Source organism: Ralstonia pickettii (assembly GCF_001699815.1).
Lineage (GTDB): Bacteria > Pseudomonadota > Gammaproteobacteria > Burkholderiales > Burkholderiaceae > Ralstonia > Ralstonia thomasii.
In genome coordinates, this window is sequence record NZ_MCGB01000087.1 from 1 (window position 1) to 19,426 (window position 19,426).

A 19,426-nucleotide genomic window follows, 5' to 3' on the forward strand; every position below is an offset into this window, starting at 1 on the left:
AAATTCGCCCAAGCAACTTGACAGCCCCCGGCCTTCCCCATCACTATCGCGAAATGCATTCTCAGCAGACCACCCTCCGTACCGCTCCTGCCCGCACCCTCTCGTGCGTGCGCGGTCTGCTATCCGCTTCCCTACTACGCGTGTAAGCGCGTAGACCTCTCTTTCCCCTCGTTCCGGTGTTTGACCGGTCCGTGCCGTAAGCGGCGACGGGCCTTGAGTGTGGCGCAGTTTGTGCGCCGAATCGTTGGAGCCTCTCATGCACGCCTCGATCCCGCTTTCGCTACGACTACCGACCGGTTGCCAGACCACGCGCCCGTGGCTGTCTGGCCGCCACATCCCGAACCCGATTCCGGCCACCCCGGACGCCGCCCGCGCGGCCGTCCCCGTTGCACGAAACCGATCTCGATCTCACAGGACGCACACACCATGTTGAAGAACCCCGCCACCAAGTACCGCCCCTTCCCCGCCATCGCCCTCGCCGATCGCACCTGGCCCAACAAGACCATCACCCGTGCCCCGATCTGGATGAGCACGGATCTGCGTGACGGCAACCAGGCCCTGTTCGAGCCCATGAACGCCGAGCGCAAGATGCGCATGTTCAAGATGCTCGTGCAGATCGGCTTCAAGGAAATCGAAGCCGCTTTCCCCGCCGCCTCCCAAACCGATTTTGATTTTGTGCGCGAGCTGATCGAAGGCGGACACATCCCCGACGGCGTGGCCATCGAAGTCCTCACGCAGGCGCGCGAAGACCTGATTCGCCGCACGATGGAATCGCTGCGCGGCGCCAAACGCGCCATCATCCACGTCTACAACGCAACGGCGCCGGTGTTCCGCCGCACGGTGTTCAACACCGACCGCGACGGCGTCAAGCGCATTGCCGTGCAAAGCGCCAGGCTGATCCGCGAGATTGCGGAAACGATGCCCGAGACGCAGTGGACGTACCAATACAGCCCGGAAGTCTTCAGCGGCACGGAACTGGATTTCGCGCTGGAGGTTTGCAACGCGGTGACCGAAGTCTGGGAGCCGACGCCCGAGCACAAGATCATCTTCAATCTGCCGGCCACGGTGGAAATGGCCACGCCAAACATCTACGCCGACCAGATCGAATGGATGCATCGCAACCTCGCGCGCCGTGATTCGATCATCCTCTCCGTGCATCCGCACAACGACCGCGGCACGGCCGTGGCAGCCGCTGAGCTGGCCGTGATGGCCGGCGCCGATCGCGTGGAAGGTTGCCTGTTCGGCAATGGCGAGCGCACCGGCAACGTGGACCTCGTCACGCTTGCGTTGAACCTGTACTCGCAAGGCGTGGATCCGGAACTGGATTTCTCGCACATCAATGACGTGGCACGGACCTGCGAAGACTGCACGCAACTGCCGGTGCATCCGCGCCATCCGTACGTCGGCGATCTGGTGTTCACGGCATTCTCGGGCTCGCACCAGGATGCGATCAAGAAAGGCTTTGCGGTGCAGAAGCCCGATGCGCTGTGGGAAATGCCTTACCTGCCGATCGACCCCGCCGACGTGGGCCGCACGTATGACTCGATCATTCGCGTGAACAGCCAGTCGGGCAAGGGCGGCATCGCCTATCTGCTGGAATCCGGCTATGGCGTGGCCATGCCGCGCCGCCTGCAGGTGGAGTTCAGCAGCACCGTTCAGCAGCTGACCGATGAGAGCGGCCGCGAAGCCACGGGCGCCGACATCTGGGCGCTCTTCCAGCAGACGTATCTGCGCGGCGATGGCGTGATCGGCTACGTATCGCACCGCCTGACCGAGCGGGACGACGGCAGTCAGCACATCCGCCTGGTGGTGAACATTGCTGACCGCGAGCACATCTGCGAAGGCGCCGGCAACGGGCCGCTGGATGCGCTGGTGCACGCGCTGTCGCACGTGCTGACGGCCCCCGTGTCGATCCATCACTACGAAGAGCGCGCGCTGGGCCAGGGCGCCAATGCCGATGCCATCGCGTTTGCAGAAATGGCCGCGCAGGGCGTGGCGGGCAGCGTCTTCGGCGTGGGCGTCGATGCCAACCTGACAACGGCGTCGATTCGCGCCGTGGTGGGCGGCGTCAATCGACTCATCGCACGTGCCGGCAACGGCATGCTGCGCAGCGGCAAGAGCGAGGCACAAGCGGTGTAACGCGCAAGTCGGGCTCACGCAGTGGAGCGCGAGTTGCTAAATTGGAGAGACGACGCCCGGGCCGCGCCCGGGCTCATCCCTTCCCAAGCGCGCCAGCGTGCACATCCACTGCCACAGGAGAACCGACATGACCACTCGTCCGACCGCGAAAGAGAATGCCAAGCGTTTTGCCAGTGTGATCCAGGCGCTGCAGGCATGCGAGGCCGCTTGCACTCATTGCGCGACGGAATCCGGCAAGAATGGCCACGCTGAAGCCATGGCGCGCTGCATCAGCGCGTGCACGGATTGCGCCGAATACTGCGCCCTCACGCGCAAATTCCTGGAGCGCAACAGCGAATTCGCAGAATTGCTTCTGGAAGACTGCGCCGAGATCTGTTCCCAATGCGCGGAAGAATGCGATCATCACGGCCAAGGCCATTGCAGCGGCTGTGCAACGGCCTGCCGCGCCTGCCTGGACGCCTGCTTGAAAGTCGCCGGCGTCGAAGCCATCACCGCCGAGCCGACTGTCTTCTGATTGTTTTTTCAACGCGTATGAAAATTGGCGAACTCGCCCAGCGCACGGGCATCAGCATTGAGACCATCCGCTTCTATGAAGCGCAGGGCCTGCTGCCCCCGGCTGCGCGCGCCGCCAATAACTATCGCGTCTACACCCCGGAGCATGTCGAGCAGTTGGCCTTCATTGCGAAGTGCCGGTCGCTCGACATGGCGCACACCGAAATCCGCCGTCTGCTCGAACTGCAGGCCAACCCGCAGGCCTCGTGCGAAGAGATCAACAACCTGCTGGACGAGCACCTGCGCCACGTTGAAGCGCGTATCGCCGAGCTGACCGACCTGAAGGGCCAGATCGAGGCGATCGGGCAACGCTGCACGACGGCCGCGTCCGTGGCTGAGTGCGGCGTGCTGCAATCGCTGCACGAAGAGCCCGTCGCCGCCCATCCTCAAGGCCACAGTCACGAACATGGCGAGGGCGAACACGCGCACCGGCATATTCGCGGCGTGCATCGCTGAGCGATGTGCAGATTCTGGACGCTCGCCGGTACCTGCCTAGCGCAATAGAGAACGCCACCCCGGCGTGATCGCATGGGAGCAGACGATTCCGGCCGGCGAAAGCGCGCGCTGCTCGGCTGACGACCTCATCGCCTGTCTGGGCTGATCGAGTGACCTCGCGCGCCGGCACATCAGGCGCGCACGCGCATCACCCGCAGGCCGTTGAACACCACCAGCAGGCTCGCGCCCACATCGGCAAAGATGGCCATCCACAACGTCGCGTCGCCCATCACGGCCAGCGCCAGAAACACGGCCTTGATGCCGAGTGCCAGCACGATGTTCTGACGCAGCACGGCCACCGTACGGCGGCTGATGCGGATGAAGCTCGCGAGCTTGCGCGGGTCGTCGTCCATGATGGCCACGTCGGCAGCTTCCAGCGCGGTGGCGGTACCGGCGGCGCCCATGGCGAAACCGATGTCGGCGCGCGCCAGCGCCGGCGCGTCGTTGATGCCGTCGCCGACCATGCCGACCAAGCCGTGTTGGGTAGCAAGCTCGCCCACCACGCGCTGCTTATCGGCGGGGAGCTGCTCTGCGTGCACGTTGTCGATGCCGACCGTCTTGGCGATGGCCTGCGCGGCACGGCGGTCGTCGCCGGTGAGCATGACGGGCATCACGCCCAGAGAACGCAGCTCGGCGATGGCCTCGGCGCTTTCGGCGCGCTCGCGGTCCCGCACGCCAAAGAGCGCCACGGCGCCGTTCGCATCGCATAGCGTGACGGCAGACATGCCTTCGGCTTGCAACGACTCTGCAGCGGCCCGCCAGACGGAGGTATCGAAGCCTCGCTCTGCAACAAGCGCCGCGTTGCCCAGATGCCAACGCACGCCGCCCAGCGTGCCCGCCACACCGCGGCCCGGCAGCACCGACAAGTTTTCCACTGAATTCGCATCGACCGCGCCGTGCGCCGCAGCGGCCTGCACGATGGCTACGGCAATCGGGTGCGTGGTGTTGGCATCGAGCGCCGCGGCCACTGCCAGCGCATGCAACTGTGTCGCGTCGGTCGCGGCGTTCAGATCCGCGACGGCGCGGCGTGCGCCGTCGGGCAACATCACCGCGTCGAGCAGCGGCCGGCCTGCGGTGAGCGTGCCGGTCTTGTCCAGCGCCAGCGCGCGCAGGCGCCGGCCGCTTTCCAGATACACGCCGCCCTTGACGACGATGCCACGGCGTGCGGCGGCAGCCAGGCCGCTGACCACCGTGACCGGCGTGGAGATCACCAACGCGCACGGGCAGGCAATCACCAGCAGCACGAGTGCGCGATAGGTCCACGCCAGCCAACCGTCGGCCGTGACCAGCGGGCCGATGACGGCCACCGCCAACGCCAGCAACATCATCGCGGGCGTGTAGATGGAAGAGAACTTGTCGACAAAGCGCTGCGTGGGCGCACGCTGCGATTGCGCTTGCTGGATGGCCCCGGCGATACGCGCCAGCGTACTATCCGCAGCCAGCGCCGTGGCTTGCGCCTCGACCAAGCCGTCGGTGACGATCGTGCCGGCAAGGATGGTGTCTCCAATGGCTTTTTCCACCGGCAGGCTTTCGCCCGTGACCGGCGATTCGTCCAGCGCGGCGCGGCCGCTCACGATGCGCGCGTCGACTGGCACGCGGCTGCCGGTGCGCACACGCAGGCGCGCGCCAACGAAAACGCTGTCGACCGCCACATCGCGCCAGCCGCCCGCGCCATCGGCCAACTCTGCGGTGTCCGGCGCGATGGCGGTCAGGGCGCGTACGGCATCGCGGGCACGCACCAGCGCGCGCGCTTCGATGGCTTCGGCCACGGCAAACAGAAAGATCACCATGGCGGCTTCGGCCCACTTGCCGATCAGCAGCGCGCCGATGACGGCCACCGCCATCAGGAAGTTGATATTGAACGTGAGCGCGCGCACGGCAATCCAGCCCTTGCGCAGCGTGGGACCGCCGGCCAATGCGATGGAAGCCAGTGCCAACGCCAACACCGGCCAGGCGTGATCGCCCAGCGACCAGGCGATGGCTTCCGCACCGAAGGCAGTCACGCCGCCGATACCGAGCAGCCACGTGCGGCGCGAGATCCGGGTGGGCTCCGCAGATGCTGCGGACAGGCGCTCGCGCTGTTCAAGCACCTCGCCATCCATGCCGATGGCCCGCAGCGCCTCCAGGAAGGGCGCCACATCGTCAACGGTGTGGTGGATGGTGAGATGGCGCTCGAGCAAATTGAAATCCAGCGCGACGACGCCATCCGCGCTACCCAGCCTGGCGCGGATCATGCGCTCTTCGGTGGGGCAATCCATCTGCTCGATGCGCACGACGGTGCGGCCGGTGGCGGCTGCGCGTGCCGCCGCATTGGCGGGCGCCGCAACTTCGGGCGCGTGGCCGTGATCATGAACGTGATGGTCGTGATCGTGATGATCATGCGCAGGTTGGGTGGTGTCCCTGGCGACCGGTTGTGCGTGACCGCAGCAACCCCCACAGCCGGAGGCTTCCGGCTTGGCGTGGTCGTGGACAGGCAGGCTGGAGGCGAGATCAGGTTTCATGCCGCCATTCAAAACCCTGAAGAAGCCTCAGGGTCAAGCCCCACGTTCCGGCATCGCTAGATAAGGTCTTTCGTCCACTTTGTGACGATGGCGCGGGCTTCCGGCCATTCACCCAAACCCGATTCGGCGTTGATATGGCCGCGCGCACCCATATCGACGGGCTCCGCTCCCCACACTTCGGCTTGGCCGTGGCTCCAGCCAGCGTCGCTGAACGGATCGTTGGTACTGAACACGAGCACAGCGGGAAACGGCAAACGCTGCTGCGGAATGGGCCGAAAATCCGCCAACTCCGACGGCATGTCAGCGCGATCGAGCTGCGGCGGCGCAACCAGCAAAGCGCCGCGCACGCGCACTGCACGGGCCGAGGTGGCCGCCCAATGCGCCGTCAGCACGCAACCGAGGCTGTGCGCCACCAATACGACGTCGCCAGGGGCTGCGCTCACTTCGGCCTCCAGCGCAGCCATCCAATCCGCACGCTTCGGCGCACACCAGTCGCGCTGTTCGACACGGCGATCACCATGCCGGCGTTCCCAACACGATTGCCAATGCTCGGGGCCGGAGTTCTGCCAGCCGGGCAGGATCAGGACGGTCGGGGTAGCGCTCACGGTGTCTCCGGCAGTGAATGGCGGATTGGAATGCGAGACATTCTGCCGGGATTTGGCGGGCGGCGTCGGCGCCACTCATCGGCGAATCCGCACAATCAATCCAAATATTCTGTTTCACAGGCAGATCACCAACTTCTACAGTCGCTCTTAAATCCCGCCAACAGGGGTTCCGAATCCAAAAAACTCGGAGGAGACCATGCTCGCACTGCTCGGGCTGCTGACCATCGTCGCGCTGTTTGTCGTCATCCTGACCAAACGCATGTCGCCGCTGGTCGCGCTCATCGCCATTCCCGTCATCGCCGCGCTCGTAGGCGGGTTCGGGCTCAACACCAGCAAGTTCATCATCGGCGGCATCAAAGACGTCGCGCCCGTGGCGGGGATGTTCATCTTCGCCATCCTGTACTTCGGCATCGTGACCGACGCCGGCATGCTGGACCCGATCATCGACCGCATCCTGCGCACCGTGGGCAGCCGTCCGCCGCGCATCGTGGTGGGTTCTGCCCTGCTGGCGCTGCTGATTCACCTGGACGGCTCGGGCGCGGTGGCGTTCCTCATCACCATTCCGGCAATGCTGCCGCTTTATGACCGCCTCGGCATGGACCGCCGCATCCTGGCGTGCGTGACGTCGATGGCGTGCGGCGTGAACTTCCTGCCGTGGACGGGGCCGATGATCCGCGCCTCGGCCTCGCTGCATATGCCCGTCACGGACATCTTCAACCCGCTGATCCCGGTGCAGATTGCCGGGCTCGTTTTCGTGTTCGCGTGCGCATGGCTGCTCGGCAAGCGTGAAGAGAAGCGCCTGGGCCTGGCCAACCACGCCGGCGGCACGCAGGTCGTCGCGCGCCCCCTGACGGATGCAGAGCAGGCGTTGCGCCGCCCGCGCAATTTCTGGATCAACCTCATCCTCACCGTCGTGGTGATGGGCGTGATGGTGAGCGGCAAGGTGGACCCGGTGGTGATGTTCATGCTGGGCGTGGTGGCCGCGCTGCTGATCAACTACCCGAACGTCGATCAGCAACGCCAGCGCGTGGACGCCCACGCCAAGGCCGCGCTGATGATGGCGAGCATCCTGCTGGCGGCAGGCGTGTTCACCGGCATCATGAGCAAATCCGGCATGCTCACCGCCATGGCGAAGACGGCGGTCGATTTCATTCCGCCCGGCATGGCGCACCACATCCCAGTGGTGCTGGGCGTGCTGTCGATGCCGCTGTCGCTGCTGTTCGATCCGGATTCGTTCTACTTCGGTGTGCTGCCCGTCGTGGCCGAAGCGTCGAAGATGCTGGGCGTTGCGCCGGTGCATGTGGCACAGGCCGCCGTGCTCGGCCAGATGACCACCGGCTTTCCGGTCAGCCCGCTCACACCGGCGACCTTTCTCGTGGTCGGCCTGTGCGGTATCGAACTGGCAGACCACCAGAAATTCTCGATCCCCTTCCTGTTCGGTGCCTCGCTGCTGATGACCGCAGTGGCCGTGGTGCTGGGCGTGCTTCCGTGGTGATGGCATGAAGACCAAGGTGAAAACACTGCGCATCGGCGGCGGCGCCGGTTATTCGGGCGACCGCATCGAACCGGCGCTGGAATTGGCCGAGCACGGCGACATCGACGTGCTGATGTTCGAATGCCTGGCCGAGCGCACCATTGCGCTCGCACAGCAGGTGCGACGCAAAGATCCGTCGCATGGCTACGACCCGCTGCTCGAAGCGCGCATGCGGGCAGTACTGCCGGCCTGCGCGGCACGCGGCATCCGCATCGTCACCAACATGGGCGCGGCCAACCCGCAGGCGGCGGCGGAGCGCACGCGCGACATCGCCCGCGAGCTGGGCCTCAAGCTGCGCGTGGCGGCCGTGACGGGCGACGACGTGTTCGACCTGCTGCAAGCCCGCGGCCAGGACTTCACGCTGATGGATGGCGGCGCGCCAGTCGCATCGCTGCACACGCGCATGGTGTCGGCCAATGCGTACCTCGGCGCGCAGGGCATTGTCGATGCGCTGGCGCAGGGCGCGGACGTCGTCATCACCGGGCGCGTGGCCGATCCGGCGCTGGCGCTTGGGCCGCTCATCCATGCGTTTGGATGGCGCATGGACGACTGGCACCGCCTGGGCTGCGGCACGCTGGCCGGCCATCTGCTTGAATGCGCCGGACAAATCACCGGCGGCTACTTTGCCGACCCCGGCATCAAGGACGTACCTAACCTCGCACGCCTGGGCTTCCCCATTGGCGAGGTGGGTGAAGACGGCTCGGTGCGCATCACCAAAGTCGCCACGGCAGGCGGCCTTGTCACCGAAGCCACGTGCAAGGAGCAGTTGCTGTACGAGATCCACGACCCGGCGCGCTACCTCACGCCTGACGTGGTAGCGGACTTCTCCAACGTGCGCATGCACGCCGACGGCAAAGACCGCGTCGTCATTGAAGGGGCCACCGGCACACCGCGCACGGGCCAGTTGAAGGTTTCGATCGGCTATCTCGACAGCTATATCGGTGAAGGCCAGATCAGCTATGCCGGCCCCAACGCGGTGGCCCGCGGCAAGCTGGCGCTCGACATCGTGCGCGAGCGGCTTGCGCTCACCGGCGTACAGATGACGGAAACGCGCTTCGAGCTGATTGGCGTGGATGCGCTGCATGGCGCAGCCCTTTCCCGCACCGATGCCGAACCGTACGAAGTGCGCGTGCGCGTGGCCGCGCGCACTGAGTCGATGGCCGAAGCCATCCGCATCGGCAACGAAGTGGAAACGCTGCTGACCTGCGGCCCATCCGGCGGCGGCGGAGCAACGAAAGGCGCACGCGAGATCATCGCCGTGGCGTCGACGTTGATTCCTGCTGAACTCGCCCCGCACGCCGTGCACATCCTGGAGAGCTGACATGCCCCGCACCCTCCGCGATCTCGCCCACACCCGCGCCGGCGACAAGGGCGACATCTCGTGCATCTCCGTCATCGCCCTTCGTCCGGAATGCGCCGAAGAATTTGCCATGCTCGAACAACACGTGACGGCCGAGCACGTGCGCGCGCATTTCGCTGAACTCGTCCACGGCGAAGTCGAGCGCTACGTGCTCCCGCAACTGGGCGCGCTGAACTTCGTGCTGCACGGCGCGCTGGCCGGCGGCGTGACGCGATCGCTGGCGCTGGATGCGCATGGCAAATCGCTGTCCAGCGCGCTGCTCACGCTGGAGATTCCAGGCTAAGCTGGCGCATCACGCCCGGCATCGCCATGAACCTCTCCGTCAAACAGCTCCGCGCCTTTGCCGCGCTGCGCGCGCACAAGAACTTCACGCAGGCGGCACAGACATGCCACTTGTCGCAATCGGCTTTCAGCGCGCTGATCCAGAACCTGGAGGCCGATGCCGGCGTGCGCCTGTTCGACCGCAATACGCGCCATGTTGAACTGACCCCAGAGGGCGAAGCCTTTGCGGAATCGGCGCTGCGCCTGCTGGCCGATTTCGAGGCGACGTTTTCCGAGCTGCGCGATCGCGCCTCGGCACGCACCGGACGCGTGACGGTGGCCGCGCTGCCGTCGATTGCCGCGGGCATCCTGCCGGGTGTGCTGGCCGCGTTCTCCGCGCAGCATCCGGGCATTCAGCTGGCGCTGCACGATCAACTGTCCGACCCCTGCATCGACATGGTCCGGCGCGGGGCGGCGGACTTCGCCATCGCGGCCATGGGCGCCGACATGGCGGGCCTAGCCGCCCAGCAGTTCTGCACCGACGACTTCCACCTCGTCTGCCATCAGGAGCACCCGCTTTCGCGCAAGCCGGCGCTGGCCGTGGGGGATCTTATCGATACGCCGTTCATCCACCTTGCGCGCAACACGAGCATCCGGCAGTACCTCGATGCGGCGCTGCACCCAACCAAGCTGCGCAGCGGCATGGAAGTCGAGCACCTGGCCACGGCGGCCGCGCTGGTGGCGGCCAACCTCGGCATCACCGTCATTCCGGCGCTGGCGTTGTTCCAGTTCCGCCTGCCCGAGCTGGTGGTGCGGCAGCTGCCACTGCCGGGGCTGGTGCGCACGCTGTATGTCATCCGGCGCGACGGGCGCAGCCTGTCGGTCGCGGCCCAGGGGTTGCTGGACTTGCTGCTGGCGCACCCCGTGCGCACGACGGCGCCCGTTTGACGCTGCACAACCCGGGCACATCCGGGGTGCAGCATCGCCCACCTGCGCTGCTACAGTGTGGCATTCCCATTCCGATTCTGCGGAGCGCCCCATGCATCAACGCATTCTTGCCGCTTTCGACGGCACCCATGAATCCCACTTGGCGGTGGAAGAAGCGGCCGCCCTCGCCCGTGCGTTCAACGGCCGGGTCCGGATCGTCTGGGCGATCGGCTCGCCGGCCATGCCGGAATCGCGCGAAATCTACAGCGTCGACACGTTGCGCGAAGAGGCCCACCGGACGGCCAGCGCATCGCTGGTCGAACTGCAGCGCCAGTTCGACGCAGACGGCACCGCTGCTGAAACCGGCGTGCTGATGCTCGACGCCACCGATGACGATATCGGCAACGCGCTCGAGCACGAAGCCGAACGCTGGCAAGCCGACACCATCGTTGTAGGCTCCCAAGGCAAGCACGGGCTCGCGCGCCTTCTACTGGGCAGTGTGGCCGAGCGAACGACGCGCCTGTCGCACCGTACCGTTGTCGTGGTACGCGGCCAGCACCCTCAACATGCTGCCGGCTGAAGTCGAATAGCTCCACTATGCAACCTGTTGCATAGAAAAAGTTGACTGTGCTATGTTGCGTCCCACGTTAATGCAATCCGTTGCACTTTCTGCTCAGGAGCCAGCATGCCGCAGCCGATTCCCCAGACACTGAACGCGCCCGCGCAGGCCACGCTCGAGGCCTGGCATGCCATGCTCGAGAGCGGCAACATGGACGATCTCGACCGGCTGTTCGCCGATGAAGTGGTCTTCCGCTCACCCGTGGCGCACACGCCTTACCCGGGCCGCACGGCGACCACGCTGGTGCTTCGCACCGTCAACACCGTCTTTGAAGACTTCAAATACCACCGCAGCTTCGTCACCGGCGACGGCGCCAGCGTGGTGCTGGAATTCAGTGCCAACGTGAGCGGCAAGGCCCTCAAGGGCATTGACATGGTGCGCTTCAACGCTGAAGGCAAGATCGTCGAGTTTGAAGTCATGGTGCGCCCGGCCAGCGGCCTGCAGGCCCTCGGCGCGGCCATGGGCGCCAAGCTGGGCGACAAGCTCGCGCTGCTCAAGGCCGAAGCCTGACACCCGCTCGCGCCCTTCCCCTCATTCCATAACGATTCCAACGGAGACTGCCATATGTCGCTGCCGCCAATTCTGCAAAACCGCCTGTCCGTGCCCGTAGTGGGTTCGCCGCTGTTCATCATTTCCAACCCCGACCTCGTGATCGCGCAGTGCAAGGCGGGCGTGGTTGGCTCGTTCCCGGCGCTCAACGCACGCCCGGCCGAGCTGCTGGAAACGTGGCTACAGCGCATCACCACGGAGCTGGCCGAATACGACGCCCAGCACCCTGACAAGCCGTCGGCGCCATTTGCCGTCAACCAGATCGTGCACAAGTCGAACGACCGCCTGGAGCACGACCTGGAGCTGTGCGTGAAGTACAAGGTGCCCATCGTCATCACGTCGCTGGGCGCGCGTGAAGACGTGAACCAGGCGGTGCACAGCTACGGCGGCATCGTGCTGCACGACGTCATCAACAATAAATTCGCCAAGAAGGCGATCGAGAAAGGCGCCGATGGCCTGATCGCCGTGGCGGCGGGCGCAGGTGGCCATGCGGGCACAACCTCGCCGTTTGCGCTGATCCACGAAATTCGCGAATGGTTCGATGGCCCGCTGCTGCTGTCGGGCGCCATCGCCAACGGCAACGCCATCCTGGCGGCGCTGGCGGCCGGCGCTGATCTGGCCTATGTCGGATCCGCATTCATCGCCACCGAAGAAGCGAATGCGATCGAGGGCTACAAGCAAGCGATCGTGGAAAGCACCGCCAGCGATATCGTCTACACGAACCTGTTCACCGGCGTGCACGGCAACTACCTGCGCAAGAGCATCGAAGGCGCCGGCCTGGACCCGGACGCTCTGCCGGAATCGGACCCGAGCAAGATGAACTTCGGCTCGGGCGGCGGCGCAAAGGCCAAGGCGTGGAAAGACATCTGGGGCGCCGGCCAGGGCGTGGGCGCGGTCAAGCGCGTGGTGCCGGCGGCGGAACTCGTCAAGCGCTTTGCCGAGGAGTTCGAGGTGGCACGCCGGCGCCTGAACAACATCGAAGCGCTGCGCACCGCGGCCGATAGTAAGGCGACGGCTTAAGGCTTACGCGGTCACTGAGGCTGGCTCCAGCAACGGCAGCACATCGTCTGCCCACGCGAGCCAGCCTTCTTCGTAAACGATGCCGCGCTGCAGCACCGCGTGCTGCAACTGCTGCGCACGCGTGAGATCGGGCCGCGCAAAATCGCGCTGCTCGATTTCGCGGAAGGTGTTCAGCCGCGTGCGGTGCTGCTCGATCAGGCGCTGCATCTCGTCGGCAAAACCGAGCGGGCCGATCACGGCGTCGGCACGCAGCTTCACCAGCACTTCTTCGCGGTTGTCCGACGACACGGTCGGCTCCAGCACCCAGCGCGCGAGTTCGTCCCGGCCCGGCGGCAGGACGGTATACGTCTTCTTGCGGCTGTCTTCCTCTTCTTCCATGCTCACCCAGCCGGCTTCGGCCATGCGCCCGAGTTCGCGGTAGATCTGCTGATGCGTGGCGCTCCAGAAATATCCCATCGACTTGTCAAAGCGTCGAGCAAGCTCGTAGCCCGACGAGGGCTTTTCCAGCAGGGATGTCAGCAGTGCGTGTTGGATGGACATGGGCAGAGATAACGTCAGTTTTGTTTGGCGTCGACCGGGTTTTGAGCACCGCTGACCCGATCCAACCGATTCGATCTGCGAACTCTACAGAAGCCCGGTGGATGCGTCATGCCCTGCTTGGCCACCGTTGGTTTGGTGCCGAACTCGCGCGCTTCTGTGCTGTGCGAAAGCGTTGCGTCTCACTCGGCTGCCTGCGTTGGCATGAAGTCTTGTGCCGCCTTCACCAGCCATGTCCGCAGCGCCTGGAGCGGCGGATAGTCAGCGCGGCTGGTGGGCCAGGCGAGGTAGTAGCGCTCGGCACTTTCCATCTCGGGCACATGCGGCAGCGCCTGCACCAGATCGCCCTGCTGCAGCTCGTGGGTAATCAGAAAACGCGGCAGTAACGCCACGCCCAGCCCCGCGACGGCCGCTTGTGCGGCGGTGGCAAATTGGTCGAACAGCATGCCTTGGGGTTCTGCACCCGCCACGTGATGGCTTGCCAGCCAGCGCGGCCAGGCATCGGGGCGGGAGGCCAGATGCAACAGCGGCGCATGCAGCAGATCGCGCGGCTGCGCAAAGTCGTAGCGGGCCAGCAGCGCCGGGCTGCAAGCGGGGACGACGGTTTCGCTCATCAGCAGGGCGAGTTCCGCCCCCGGCCAGTGCGGCGTACCGAAATGGATCGCCGCATCCACCGCTTCAAGTTGAAAGTCGAACTGCGACAACCGCGTCGTCAGATTGATGGTGATGCCGGGGTGCTGGTCAAAAAACGCCGGCAGGCGCGGCGCCAGCCAACGGGTGCCGAAGGTCGGGAGGATGGCCAGATTCAGACTGCCGCCCTGCGGATTGGCTCGGAACCCCACCGTGGCGCTCGAGATGCGCATCAACGCGCCGCGGATTTCCTCCGCATACGCCTGGCCCGCTGCGCTCAGGCGCACGGTCTGGCGTTCACGCACGAACAGTTCTGCGCCAAGACGCTCTTCCAGCGCGCGAATCTGGCGACTGACGGCACTTTGCGTCAGGTGCAGCTCGGCGGCGGCGGCCGTGAAGCTCTGGTGGCGCGCGGCGGCCTCGAACGCGCATAGCAAGGACATCGGCGGCAGGAAGCGGCGGGACAGGAACATGGGAGCGTGTGAGCTGTGCGGTGCGGAAGTCGCAACGTTCATTCTGTTTTGGAATGACCTACGCCAGGATTATCGTTTGACCAGCCTTCATTCGTCACCCTAGCATCGCTTCACCGCTGCCAAATCCAACTCAGTCATGAGCAATGCGCATCAACTCCCCGCGTCGAACTTCATCCACGCAAATGAAATCCGCTCGCGCTTTTCGCGCGCCATGTCGGCCATGTACCGCGAGGAGGTGCCGCAATACGGCACGCTGGTCGAGCTGGTGGCAGACATCAACGCCGGCACGCTGGACGCCCAGCCCGCGTTGCGCGCGCAGATGGCGCAGTCGGGTGAACTGGATCGGCTGGATATCGAGCGCCACGGCGCCATCCGTGTCGGCACGGCGGCCGAGCTGGCCACGCTGCGCCGGCTGTTTGCCGTCATGGGCATGGAACCGGTGGGTTACTACGATCTGTCGGTGGCCGGCGTGCCCGTGCATTCGACGGCGTTTCGCCCTGTAACCGATGCCGCGTTGCTGGCCAACCCGTTTCGCGTGTTCACCTCGCTGCTGCGGCTTGAGTTGATTGCCGACGCCACCCTGCGCGAGAAGGCCGCTGCCATCCTGGCGCGCCGGCAGATCTTTACCCCGCGCGTGCTCGAATTGATCGCCCAATGCGAAGCCGACGGCGGCCTGGCCAACGCAGATGCCGACGCGTTCGTACGCGAAGCGCTGGAGACCTTCCGCTGGCATAGCACCGCCACGGTTGACGCCGAGACGTATCGCGCGCTGCAAGCCGCTCACCGCCTGGTGGCGGACGTGGTGTGCTTCCGCGGCCCCCACATCAACCACCTGACACCGCGCACCCTCGACATCGACGCCGCACAGGCCGCCATGCCCACACGCGGCATGGACGCCAAGGATGTGGTGGAAGGTCCGCCGCGCCGCGACTGCCCCATCCTGCTGCGCCAGACCAGCTTCAAGGCGCTGCAGGAAGCGGTGCGCTTTACCGACGATGCAGGCGCCCACACGGCACGCTTTGGCGAAATCGAGCAGCGCGGCGTGGCCCTCACGCGCAAGGGCCGCGCGCTCTACGACCAACTGCTGGCGGAGGTGCGCAGCATGGGCAATGCCGGCAGTGCCGCACCCAACTACGGAAGCCGGTTAGCCCAGGCGTTCAGCGCCTTTCCCGACAGCCATGACGCGTTGCGTGCGCAAGGCCTGGCGTTCTATCGCTACACGCTCACGCCGTCGGGCCATGCACAGGCCGACGCAGCCACGGCAGCCGACGCTTCGTTGGATGAACTCCTGGCCAAAGGCTGGGTGCAATCCAACCCCATCACGTATGAAGATTTCTTGCCGGTGAGCGCGGCGGGCATCTTCCAGTCCAACCTGGGCGGCGAAGAACAGAAGCAGTACCAGGCCCACGCCGCACAGCAGGCGTTTGAGGCCGCGCTGGGTGCACGCGTGCATGACGAAATCGCGCTGTACGAGGCAGCGCAGCAGCGCTCCATCGATCAGGTGCGCGCCGTGCTGCGCGGCACGCCCGTGGTGGATGCCGCATGACCGGCCCGCACACGCCAGCCGCCATGCCGGGCTTTGCCGCCCCGTTCGCGAACCCTGCCGGCTCGCCCATCCGTGAACTGTTTCCGTACCTCAGCCAGCCGGGGATGATCTCGCTGGCGGGCGGCTATCCGTCGCCGAGCCTGTTCGACGCTGAAGGCCTGGCGCACGCCGCCGGCCAAGCCATGACGGGCGATACGCAGGCCTTGCAGTACGGCGCGACTGAAGGACTGCCCGTCCTCCGCACGGCGCTCGCCGCATTGATGGACGCACGCGGCATCCAGGCCAGCACCGAACAGATGATGGTCACCACCGGCTCGCAGCAAGCCTTCGACCTGCTGGTGCGGGCGTTGATCGAACCGGGGGATACGGTGCTGGTGGAAGTGCCGGCCTACCCTGCCACGCTGCAAGCCTTGCGCCTGGCGCAGGCCCGCATCGTTCCGATACCGATGGACGAACACGGCCTGCAGACCGATGCACTGGCCGACCTGCTGCATCAACTGCCTGCCACGCAGCGCCCCAAGCTGCTCTACACCGTCCCGAATTTTTCCAACCCGCGCGGCACGCTGCTCGCCGCCCAGCGGCGCGAAGCCCTGGTGCAGCTGGCCTGCGCGCACGGCTTCTGGGTGGTGGAAGACGATCCCTACGGCGAGCTGCGCTTTGATACGGCAGAGGGCGACGCCGCTGCCATGCCACCCACGCTGCGCGCAGTGGGCGATCGGCAGGCCGTGGGCGGCACGAACCCGGTGGTGTATCTCTCCAGCCTTTCCAAGACCGTCGCACCTGCGCTGCGGATCGGCTGGATGCTGGCCGATGCCAGCCTGCTGCGCCGCTGTGCCATCGCCAAACAGACGGTGGATCTGTGTACGTCTCCGCTGGCGCAGATGGTGGCGGCCCACTATCTGGAAAGCGGCCGCTATCCGGCTACGGTGCAGCGCGCCCGCATCGAGTATCAGCGGCGCATGCAGGCGCTGGTGCAAGGCATCGCCACGCAGCTGGATGGCCGTATGCAGTGCACCGCGCCGGCGGGCGGCATGTTTGTCTGGGCCACGTTCGCGCCGTCAATCGACCCGCAAGCGCTCTTTGATGCCGCCGTATCGCAGCAGGTGCTGTATGTGCCCGGCAAGGCGTTCTACCCGGACAACGCGCAGCTCAACACCATGCGCCTGTCGTTTGCCGCGCCCGAGGTGCCGCAGATCGAACAGGCCGTGCAGCGGCTGGCCGCAGCCGTGGCGCTGGCCATGCGTTAACGCCTCCTCAGAAAGAGACAACCTTCATCGCATTGCCATGACACCCGACAACCTGATTCCGGCCTTGCACGACATCGTGGGGGCCGCCAATGTTCTGACCGGCGACGACTGCGCCGAATACGAATCCGATTGGCGCCAGCGCGTGCGCGGCAAGGCGCTGTGCGTGGTGCGGCCCGGCTGCACGGCCGAAGTGGCCGCGGTCGTGCGCGCGTGCGCACAAGCCGGTGTGTCCATCGTGCCGCAGGGTGGCAATACGGGCCTGGTGGAAGGCTCGGTGCCCGATGCCAGCGGCGGGCAAATCATCCTGAGCCTGCGCCGCATGCAGACCGTGCGCGCCATCGACGCCGCCAACATGACGATGACGGTGGACGCCGGTTGCGTACTCCAGTCGCTGCAGGACGTGGCAAGCGAGGCCGGCATGCTGTTCCCGCTGAGCCTGGGTGCGGAAGGCAGTTGCACGATCGGCGGCAACCTGGCGACCAACGCGGGCGGCACGCAGGTGCTGCGCTATGGCAACGCGCGCGAGCTATGCCTGGGGCTGGAAGTTGTGCTGGCCGACGGGCAAGTCTGGGAGAACCTGCAAGGCCTGCGCAAGGACAACACCGGCTATGACCTGCGCAATCTGTTCATCGGTAGCGAGGGCACGCTGGGCATCATCACGGCGGCCACGCTGCGGCTGTATCCGCAACCGGCCGCGCAATTGACGGCGTGGGCTGCGGCGCCGTCGCTGCAAGCCGCCACAGCATTGCTGGCGTTGTCGCACCGGCATCTGTCTGCGGCGCTCACGGGTTTTGAGGTCATGAGCCAGGAAGGGCTCAGGCTGGTCGACACGCACTATCCGCATCTGCGCGTGCCGATGTGGCGCGAAACAATGTGGTGCGTGCTGCTGGAAGCGTCCGACAGTGAATCCGAGGCGCATGCCCGCGCGCAGTTTGAACACCTGTTGGAAACCGCGATGGAAGACGGCATCGTGACCGACGCGATCATTGCCGAAAACATCCGGCAGGCGCACGACCTGTGGCACATCCGCGAAAGCATCACCCTGGCCCAGGCAGCCGAAGGACCCAACATCAAACACGATGTCTCGGTGCCGATCTCACGCATTCCCGAGTTCGTGGCGCAGACCGATGCGCAACTGCAGGCGCTGGCGCCCGGGCTGCGGCTCATCAACTTCGGGCACCTGGGTGATGGGAACCTGCACTACAACGTGCAGGCTCCGGCGGGGGCGGACGCTGCAGCGTTCGTTGCCGCGCATGAGGCTGCGATCGGCGATGCGGTGTACCGGTCCGTCCACCGCTTTGGCGGTTCGATCTCGGCTGAACATGGCATCGGCGCGCTCAAGCGCGATCACCTTCCGCACTACAAGGCGCCGGTCGCCCTGCAGTTGATGCAGACCATCAAGCAGGCGCTCGACCCGCAATGCCTGCTGAACCCGGGGCGCGTGCTCGAACGGCCGCGGGGTCAGATGGCGCGATAGGTATCGCTCACGGCCATTGATTGCATGGGGCGACGCAGCGTCGGATCAAACGGATTGATCTGCGTGGTCAGCCGATTGGCCTCGCGCAGCAGCATGTCGTAGACGATGGGCAGGCGATCGGCGCTCAGGCGGTTGGCGAGCGTACCGACGGAAAGCGCGGCGACGACGTTGCCATTGCGATCGAACACGGGCACGGCAATACCAGCCATGCCTTCAAGCAGCCCGTCCGTTTTGGCGCTGTAGCCGCGCTCGCGTGCCTTCCTGACCTCGGAGCGCAGATAGACCTCGTCGTAGACGCTGTAGTGCCGGATGCGCGGCAGGTTGTAGCGCAGCACTTCCTCCTGCTCGGCGTCGGGCAGGTGCGCGAGGATCACCAGCGCGCCCTGGCCGACGCCGAGTTCGATCCGGCCGCCCACATCGCCGGTGAAGGTGCGAATGGGGTACTGCCCTTCCACGCGATCCAGGCACACCGCATCGAAGCCCGAGCGCACCAGCAGCAGCACCGTGTCGCCCAGGCTGGCATTCAGCCGCAGCAAGGCCGGCCGGGCGACGGAGCGCAAGTCGTTCACCGCGCCCGCCTGGGCCGCCAGGCAGAAGAGGTCCAGGCTCAGCCGGTACAGCTTGTTCTGCTGGTCCTGCTCGACCATGCCTTCCTGCGTGAGCCCCTGCAGCAGGCGGTGGGTGGTGGCGGGGGTCATCCCCAGCGTCTTGGCCAGGTAGGTGACGCGCACACCTTGGTGCTGCTGCTCCGCCATGGTGCGCAGGATCTGGAAGGTGCGGTGCATGGCGCTGCGCTGATGCGCGTCGTCTTCGGAATCGACAGACATAAAGCTGGAATGGACTGAATTTGGTGGATCGATTGTATTCCGATGAACGGAATAAATACGAGAAAAATTCCAATTACAGCGTATACACCTAGGCGTAGTCGACGTTTTGGCACACCTGTTGCAATAG

At 65.7% G+C, this 19,426-nt stretch carries 18 protein-coding genes; 13 read left to right on the plus strand and 5 right to left on the minus strand.

Features of this window, described 5'->3' with window-relative positions:
* Positions 1-426 precede the first annotated feature (426 nt).
* The 3 genes from leuA (at position 427) to cadR (ending at position 3,147) form a co-directional block, all read left to right on the plus strand.
* Entirely contained in the window at positions 427-2,139 is a 1,713-nt protein-coding gene (gene leuA, locus BEK68_RS18245; protein WP_004631387.1) for a 2-isopropylmalate synthase, read from the plus strand.
* A gap of 127 nt (positions 2,140-2,266) precedes the next feature.
* Positions 2,267-2,653 (plus strand): four-helix bundle copper-binding protein, encoded by a 387-nt coding sequence (locus BEK68_RS18250; protein ID WP_004631386.1) that lies wholly within the window; start codon positions 2,267-2,269, stop codon positions 2,651-2,653.
* Positions 2,654-2,670: 17 nt separating this feature from the next.
* Positions 2,671-3,147 carry a Cd(II)/Pb(II)-responsive transcriptional regulator gene (cadR, locus tag BEK68_RS18255; protein ID WP_004631385.1) on the plus strand — a complete coding sequence of 159 codons (477 nt, stop codon included), beginning with the start codon at positions 2,671-2,673 and terminating at the stop codon, positions 3,145-3,147.
* A gap of 170 nt (positions 3,148-3,317) precedes the next feature.
* Here the strand turns inward: cadR and BEK68_RS18260 are convergent, their stop codons facing one another.
* Both BEK68_RS18260 and BEK68_RS18265 read right to left on the minus strand, forming a co-directional pair.
* Positions 3,318-5,687, minus strand: a complete 2,370-nt coding sequence (locus tag BEK68_RS18260) for a heavy metal translocating P-type ATPase (protein WP_024542115.1) — start codon at positions 5,685-5,687, stop codon at positions 3,318-3,320.
* Between the two features lie 56 nt (positions 5,688-5,743).
* Positions 5,744-6,292: an RBBP9/YdeN family alpha/beta hydrolase gene (locus BEK68_RS18265; protein WP_024542116.1), complete on the minus strand. Its 549-nt coding sequence runs from the start codon at positions 6,290-6,292 to the stop codon at positions 5,744-5,746.
* A 196-nt stretch (positions 6,293-6,488) separates the two neighbouring features.
* Here BEK68_RS18265 and BEK68_RS18270 point away from each other — a divergent pair, with 196 nt between their 5' ends.
* The 7 genes from BEK68_RS18270 (at position 6,489) to BEK68_RS18300 (ending at position 12,562) form a co-directional block, all read left to right on the plus strand.
* Complete coding sequence (locus tag BEK68_RS18270) at positions 6,489-7,787, plus strand: CitMHS family transporter (RefSeq protein ID WP_024542117.1); 1,299 nt, start codon at positions 6,489-6,491, stop codon at positions 7,785-7,787.
* Positions 7,788-7,791: 4 nt separating this feature from the next.
* Positions 7,792-9,147 (plus strand): acyclic terpene utilization AtuA family protein, encoded by a 1,356-nt coding sequence (locus tag BEK68_RS18275; protein ID WP_029768939.1) that lies wholly within the window; start codon positions 7,792-7,794, stop codon positions 9,145-9,147.
* Between the two features lies 1 nt (position 9,148).
* Positions 9,149-9,469, plus strand: a complete 321-nt coding sequence (locus tag BEK68_RS18280) for an AtuA-related protein (protein WP_004631380.1) — start codon at positions 9,149-9,151, stop codon at positions 9,467-9,469.
* Between the two features lie 26 nt (positions 9,470-9,495).
* Positions 9,496-10,395, plus strand: a complete 900-nt coding sequence (locus tag BEK68_RS18285; RefSeq protein ID WP_024542119.1) for a LysR family transcriptional regulator — start codon at positions 9,496-9,498, stop codon at positions 10,393-10,395.
* Positions 10,396-10,486: 91 nt separating this feature from the next.
* Positions 10,487-10,954: a universal stress protein gene (locus tag BEK68_RS18290; RefSeq protein ID WP_024542120.1), complete on the plus strand. Its 468-nt coding sequence runs from the start codon at positions 10,487-10,489 to the stop codon at positions 10,952-10,954.
* 105 nt (positions 10,955-11,059) lie between these two features.
* Positions 11,060-11,503 carry a nuclear transport factor 2 family protein gene (locus BEK68_RS18295; protein ID WP_024542121.1) on the plus strand — a complete coding sequence of 148 codons (444 nt, stop codon included), beginning with the start codon at positions 11,060-11,062 and terminating at the stop codon, positions 11,501-11,503.
* A gap of 54 nt (positions 11,504-11,557) precedes the next feature.
* On the plus strand, positions 11,558-12,562 hold the full coding sequence (locus BEK68_RS18300) for an NAD(P)H-dependent flavin oxidoreductase (protein WP_004631376.1): 1,005 nt from the start codon (positions 11,558-11,560) through the stop codon (positions 12,560-12,562).
* 3 nt (positions 12,563-12,565) lie between these two features.
* Here BEK68_RS18300 and BEK68_RS18305 read toward each other — a convergent pair whose 3' ends face one another.
* On the minus strand, positions 12,566-13,102 hold the full coding sequence (locus BEK68_RS18305; protein ID WP_004631375.1) for a PadR family transcriptional regulator: 537 nt from the start codon (positions 13,100-13,102) through the stop codon (positions 12,566-12,568).
* Between the two features lie 179 nt (positions 13,103-13,281).
* Positions 13,282-14,202: a LysR family transcriptional regulator gene (locus tag BEK68_RS18310; RefSeq protein WP_024542122.1), complete on the minus strand. Its 921-nt coding sequence runs from the start codon at positions 14,200-14,202 to the stop codon at positions 13,282-13,284.
* Positions 14,203-14,338: 136 nt separating this feature from the next.
* Between BEK68_RS18310 and hglS the strand changes: the two genes are divergently transcribed.
* Genes hglS through BEK68_RS18325 form a run of 3 tightly spaced genes read left to right on the plus strand, consistent with a single transcriptional unit; the run spans position 14,339 to position 18,472 of the window.
* Positions 14,339-15,748, plus strand: a complete 1,410-nt coding sequence (gene hglS, locus BEK68_RS18315) for a 2-oxoadipate dioxygenase/decarboxylase HglS (RefSeq protein ID WP_024542123.1) — start codon at positions 14,339-14,341, stop codon at positions 15,746-15,748.
* Positions 15,745-16,995, plus strand: a complete 1,251-nt coding sequence (locus BEK68_RS18320; RefSeq protein WP_004631372.1) for a PLP-dependent aminotransferase family protein — start codon at positions 15,745-15,747, stop codon at positions 16,993-16,995. Before hglS ends, BEK68_RS18320 begins: the two co-directional genes overlap by 4 nt.
* 37 nt (positions 16,996-17,032) lie before the next feature.
* The gene (locus BEK68_RS18325; protein ID WP_024542124.1) at positions 17,033-18,472 is read left to right on the plus strand and encodes an FAD-binding oxidoreductase; all 1,440 of its coding nucleotides are present in this window, start codon (positions 17,033-17,035) and stop codon (positions 18,470-18,472) included.
* Here the strand turns inward: BEK68_RS18325 and BEK68_RS18330 are convergent.
* Positions 18,457-19,299 (minus strand): IclR family transcriptional regulator, encoded by an 843-nt coding sequence (locus BEK68_RS18330; protein WP_024542125.1) that lies wholly within the window; start codon positions 19,297-19,299, stop codon positions 18,457-18,459. The genes BEK68_RS18325 and BEK68_RS18330 overlap by 16 nt on opposite strands.
* Positions 19,300-19,426: the final 127 nt, after the last annotated feature.